Consider the following 4,710-nt stretch of genomic DNA (forward strand, 5'->3'; position numbering starts at 1 on the left):
CGACGCGGCCGCCGTTGAGCAGCGGCGCCCACATCTCGTACGTCGAAGCATCGAAAGCGTGCGGCGAATGCATCAACACCCGCTCATGCGCACCCCCTTGCCAGCGCGAATCGAAGGCCAGCGCCCGCACATCCGCATGCGAAACCGCCACACCCTTCGGCACCCCCGTCGACCCCGAGGTGAACATGACGTACGCGAGGCGGCCGGGCTCGACGGCCAGGCCCAGGTCGTGTCCCTCGGCCGCGAGGCCAGGGGCGTCGGCGCGGACGATGTCGAGGCCGGTGCCGGGCGCCCGGCCGGCGTTGGCGGCGTCGGTGACGACGACCGTCGCGCCGGTGTTCTCGATCACCCAGGCGACGCGGTCCGGGGGGAAGGAGCCGTGGATGGGCACATAGGCGCCACCGGCCTTCACCACCGCGAGCGTCGTGACGACGACCTCCACCGAGCGTTCGAGGAGCAGCGCCACCGGCGTCTCTGCCTGTACACCGAGTCCCGCGAGACGGTGGGCGAGGCGGTTGGCACGGGCGTTCAGCTCCGCATACGTGAGCTCCACCCCGTCGGCGGCCACGGCAACGGCCTCCGGCGTCCGCGCGACCTGCGCCTCGAAGAGCTCCGCAAGCGAACCCTCCGGCACCACACCCTCGGCGCCCCGCCGCTCCTCGAGCAACTCCCGCCGCTCGGCCTGCGTCACCAGGTCCAGGTCGCGCACGCGGCGCTCCGGACGGGCCGCGAGGTCGCCGAGCAGCCGCAGGAAGCGGCGCTGGTGGCCGTCGAGGTCGTCCCTGCTGCAGACGGCGGGGTCGGCGTCGAAGTCGATGCGCCAGCCGCGGCCGTGGCCCTTGTCGTAGACGGCGACGGACAGGTGGTCGACGGCGCCGAGGCCCAGGTTGTGCACAGTGGTGGAGTGGCCGCCGAACAGCTGCTCGTGGTCGAAGAGCATGATGTTGACCGCGGGGCCGAGGACGCTCTCGTCGCGGGCGCCGAGGCCGAGTTCGCGGCGCAGGTCCTCGTGGCGGAAGCGCTGGTGCTTCAGGGCCGCGCGGATCTCCGGCGCGAGCCCCTTGACGGTCTGCTCCAGGGTGTCGTCGTGGCGCACGGTGCAGCGCAGCGGGACCACGTTGGACGTGATGCCGACGGCGGTCCGTGCGGCGGGCGTCGTGCGGGCGCCCACGGGGAGGGAGAGAACGATGTCGCTCTGGCCGGTGGCCCGCTGGCAGTAGACGGCGGTCGCCGCCATGAGGAGGGTGGACAGGTGCGCGCGCATGCCGCGCGCGGCCTCCTGGAGCGCGTCGACGTCCTGCTGAGGCAGGTGGGCGGTGGTGCGGATGAAGGGTTCGCCCGCGTCGGCGCCGCTCTCCGGTCGGCCGTCGAGCCGGACGGGCGCGGGCCGGTCGGCCAGCTTCTCCAGCCAGAACGCGCGGTCCTCCTGCCACGCGGCCGATGCGCGGTACTCCTTGTCCTCCGCCGTCAGTTCGCGCAGGGAGCCGAGCCCGCTGTCGCCGTACTCGGCGCCGCCGACGAGCGCGGTGTAGACGTCGGCGAGGCGCTGCACGATCAGGCCGCGGGAGTACCCGTCGATGACGATGTGGTGGTACCAGTGGCACAGGACGTACCGGTCGTCGGCGAGCTTGAGCAGGGCGAAGCGGTAGAGCGGACCCTGCCGCAGGTCGATCGGGGCGGCGATGTCGTCCCGCACCCACGCCCTGGCGGCTTCCTCCGGGTCGCTCTCGCCGGAGAAGTCCAGGATCGCCAAGGGCGGTGCGGCGTCGGGGTCGACGATCGCGTGCCGGCCGTCCGGCTCGACGGACCGCATCCACAGCGCGTCGATGTCGCGCACGGTCCGGCGGCAGGCCGCCTCGAAATGCCCGGCGTCCATGGGGCCGTGGATCTCGATGTATTCGCCGATCTTGTGCTTCCTGCCGGTCCGGTCCAGCTGGTGGGCAAACCACATGCTGGACTGAGCCGCGGACAGGGACCAACGCTGCACGCGCGCTTCAGACACTGCTCTTTCACCCCGGGGAAGAATTGGGAGGGACGGGCTGCCGACGGCGGCGTCCGCCGGGCCTCACCGCGCGGTTCGCGCGCGAGCCAGGAGGACGCCACCGGGCGGCCTTCAGGACTGGGCCATCGCCTGACGGAGGCTGTTCGGCCGCATGTCGAGCCAGTTCTCTTCCACGTAATCCAGGCACTCCTGGCGCCGCGCCGGACCGTGGACGGACTCCCATCCCGCCGGGATGTCGGCGAAGGACGGCCAGAGGGAATGCTGGCCCTCAGGGTTCACCAGGACGCGGTACGAGGCGTCCGGGTCCTCGAAGGGGTTGGCCATCTCGGCCCCTTTCTTTCTCTTCGGTGTCAGTGGTGGTCAGACAGCGGTCGTGACGCCGAGTCCGTCGACGAGGACCCGCACGACATCTCCGGGCACGTCCTCGATGTAGAAGTGGCCGCCGGGCAGTTCCACGGAGTCGAAGGCGCCGCTGGTGTGCCCGCGCCAGTGCTCCGCGTCGGCGAGCGTGAACGACGCGTCCGTGTCGCCGGCGATGGCGGTGACCGGGCACGCCAGCGGCAGGGCGGTCGACGGCGCGTAGTCGGCGACGAGCCGGAAGTCGCTGCGCAGCGTCGGCAGTGCGAGCTCCCTCAACTCCCGGTCCTCGAGGACCCCCACCCCGGCGCCGCCGAGGGCACGGAGGTACTCCATCAGCGCCTCGTCGTCCGGGAACGTGGTGGCTCCGCGGCGGTCGACGGAGGGGGCGCTGCGCGCGGAGGCGAAGAGGCGCACCACCTCGGGCTGTCCTCCGGCAAGCCGCTGCGCCACCTCGTAGCCCACGGTCGCGCCCAGGCTGTGGCCGAAGAACGCCAAGGGGCCGCGCAGCCGGTGGGCGACCGCGAAGGAGATGCGGTCCACCAGGGCGTTCATGTCTTCGACAGCGGGCTCGTTGAAGCGGTCCTGCCGTCCCGGGTACTGCACCGCCACCAGCTCGACCGTGGGGGGCAGCAGCTCCGCCCAGGCCCGGAAGGCGCTGGCGGCGCCCCCGGCGTGCGGAAAGCAGACCAGCCTGACACGGGCCTCGGGCCGGGGCACGAAGACCCGGAACCAGGCGGACGCCGTCGACGATGTTGCGTAGGTGCTCATGGGTGTGTCGGTACTCCTGGTATTCCGGTGCTCAGTCGCACATCGCCACGAGGACGCGGCGCGGCCCGGTGAAGGGCCGCCGCCCGTGCCCCACCAGGACGTTGTCGATGAGCAGCAGGTCGCCGGTGTGCCAGTCGACGTCCACCGCGTTGTCCAGGCCGCGGTCGCGGATCTGGGTGACGTACTCGTCGGGGATGGGGGTGCCGTCCGCGAGGCTCACGTACTGCGGCAGGTCCGCCACCGGCATGATCTGGGCCAGCGCCTTCGCGGTCTCGTCGCCGAGTCCAGCCGGGTGCCACTGGTCGGCCTGGTTGAACCAGACCTCCGCTCCGGTGACCGGGTGCGCGACCGTCGCCGGACGGACCTGGTGCACACGGAGCCCGCCGTCGGCCTTCCACTCCCACTCGGCCTCGGTCTCCATGAGGAACGCCTCGACCTCGGCCCGGTCCTCCGTCTCGAAGGTCTCCTGCCAGCTCTTGCCGAGCCCCATGCCGCCGTGCAGGTTCTGCGTGTAGCGCACCCCGCCCTTGAACGCCTCGCGCACCTCGGGGTCGAGCGCCTCAAGCCAGCGCACGCCGTCGACCACCGGGGTGGCACCGCCGCTCTCCGGCTGCTGCTGGCAGAAGAACAGCAGCCGGGAGGGCCACGCGTAGGCGTAGGACATCTCGTTGTGCATCGAGATGGTGAACTCCTGCGGGTACTCCGTCGAGGTGTAGACGTTCTTGCCGACCTTGGTGCGGGGCGAGTTGCCGTGCACATAGGCGAGCCGGTTGGGCAGCAGCTCGTCCATCACCTCGTCGAGCTCCTGCGAGGTGACGCCGAACCCCCGGAAGACCAGGGCCTTTTCGCGGGCCAGTAGACCGGCGAGGTCGTCGAGACCCCGGAGGTGATCGGCCAGGCCCCGGGCGGTCGCGGCGGCCCCGGAGTTGGCGGGCGTGATCTCGAACGGCACCCAGTGCTCGTGACCGGTCATCTTCGTCTCCCAGGGGATCTGTTCTGCGTTACGGCCCCTACTGTCCGAGGCCGATCTATATTTCTTCGCCACTGTGTCTATGGGGTGGCTACGTGCCTTACGAGGCAGGGGAGTTCGCGGCGCCGGACTCCAGCGCCTCGCACAGGGACGCGATGGTCCGGTGCCGGAACAGCTGCTGGATCGTGGCCTCGAGACCGACGGCACGCAGGGCGCCGACGAGGGAGACGGCGCGGATGGAGTCGCCGCCCAGGTCGAAGAACGAGTCCTCGACACCCACCCGGTCCAGGCCGAGCACCTGGGACCAGACGGCGGCCATGCCCATCTCGGTCATCGTCCGCGGCGCGACGTAGGCGCCGCGGGCGAACGCCTCCTCCTGCGGGGCGGGCAGGGCGCGCTTGTCGGCCTTGCCGTTGGGCGTGACCGGGATCGTGTCCAGCTTTACGAAGGCCGCGGGCATCAACTGCTCGGGCAGCGAACGGGCCAACTCGGCGCGCAACGCGGCAGGATCGGCACCCGTACCCGCCACCGGAACCCAGTAGGCGACCAGACGCTTGTCGCCCGGGCTGTCCTCACGTACGAGGACGACGGCCTCGCGGACATCGGCCAG

Annotated in this window: 5 protein-coding genes; all 5 read right to left on the reverse strand. The window is 71.4% G+C overall.

The genetic code is table 11. The features are described from left to right. Positions 1–2,002, reverse strand: a 2,002-nt coding sequence (locus ACZ56E_RS40575) for a condensation domain-containing protein (RefSeq protein ID WP_471221990.1), incomplete at its 3' end; no start/stop codon positions are given. 111 nt (positions 2,003–2,113) lie between these two features. Further along, complete coding sequence (locus ACZ56E_RS40580) at positions 2,114–2,326, reverse strand: MbtH family protein (protein WP_471221991.1); 213 nt, start codon at positions 2,324–2,326, stop codon at positions 2,114–2,116. 36 nt (positions 2,327–2,362) lie between these two features. Continuing rightward, on the reverse strand, positions 2,363–3,130 hold the full coding sequence (locus ACZ56E_RS40585; protein ID WP_471221992.1) for a thioesterase II family protein: 768 nt from the start codon (positions 3,128–3,130) through the stop codon (positions 2,363–2,365). A gap of 31 nt (positions 3,131–3,161) precedes the next feature. Beyond that, positions 3,162–4,103: a TauD/TfdA family dioxygenase gene (locus ACZ56E_RS40590; protein WP_471221993.1), complete on the reverse strand. Its 942-nt coding sequence runs from the start codon at positions 4,101–4,103 to the stop codon at positions 3,162–3,164. 97 nt (positions 4,104–4,200) lie between these two features. After that, on the reverse strand, positions 4,201–4,710 hold a 510-nt coding region (locus tag ACZ56E_RS40595; RefSeq protein WP_471221994.1), incomplete at its 5' end, for a phosphopantetheine-binding protein.

The sequence above is a fragment of the Streptomyces sp. NPDC039480 genome, from assembly GCF_055597165.1.

What these genes read in the sequence shown, in the direction of transcription:
- ACZ56E_RS40585 (WP_471221992.1), bottom strand. Translation starts at nt 3,130, where the DNA reads ATGAGCACCTACGCAACATCGTCGACGGCGTCCGCCTGGTTCCGGGTC.
- ACZ56E_RS40590 (WP_471221993.1), bottom strand. Translation starts at nt 4,103, where the DNA reads ATGACCGGTCACGAGCACTGGGTGCCGTTCGAGATCACGCCCGCCAAC.
- ACZ56E_RS40580 (WP_471221991.1), bottom strand. Translation starts at nt 2,326, where the DNA reads ATGGCCAACCCCTTCGAGGACCCGGACGCCTCGTACCGCGTCCTGGTG.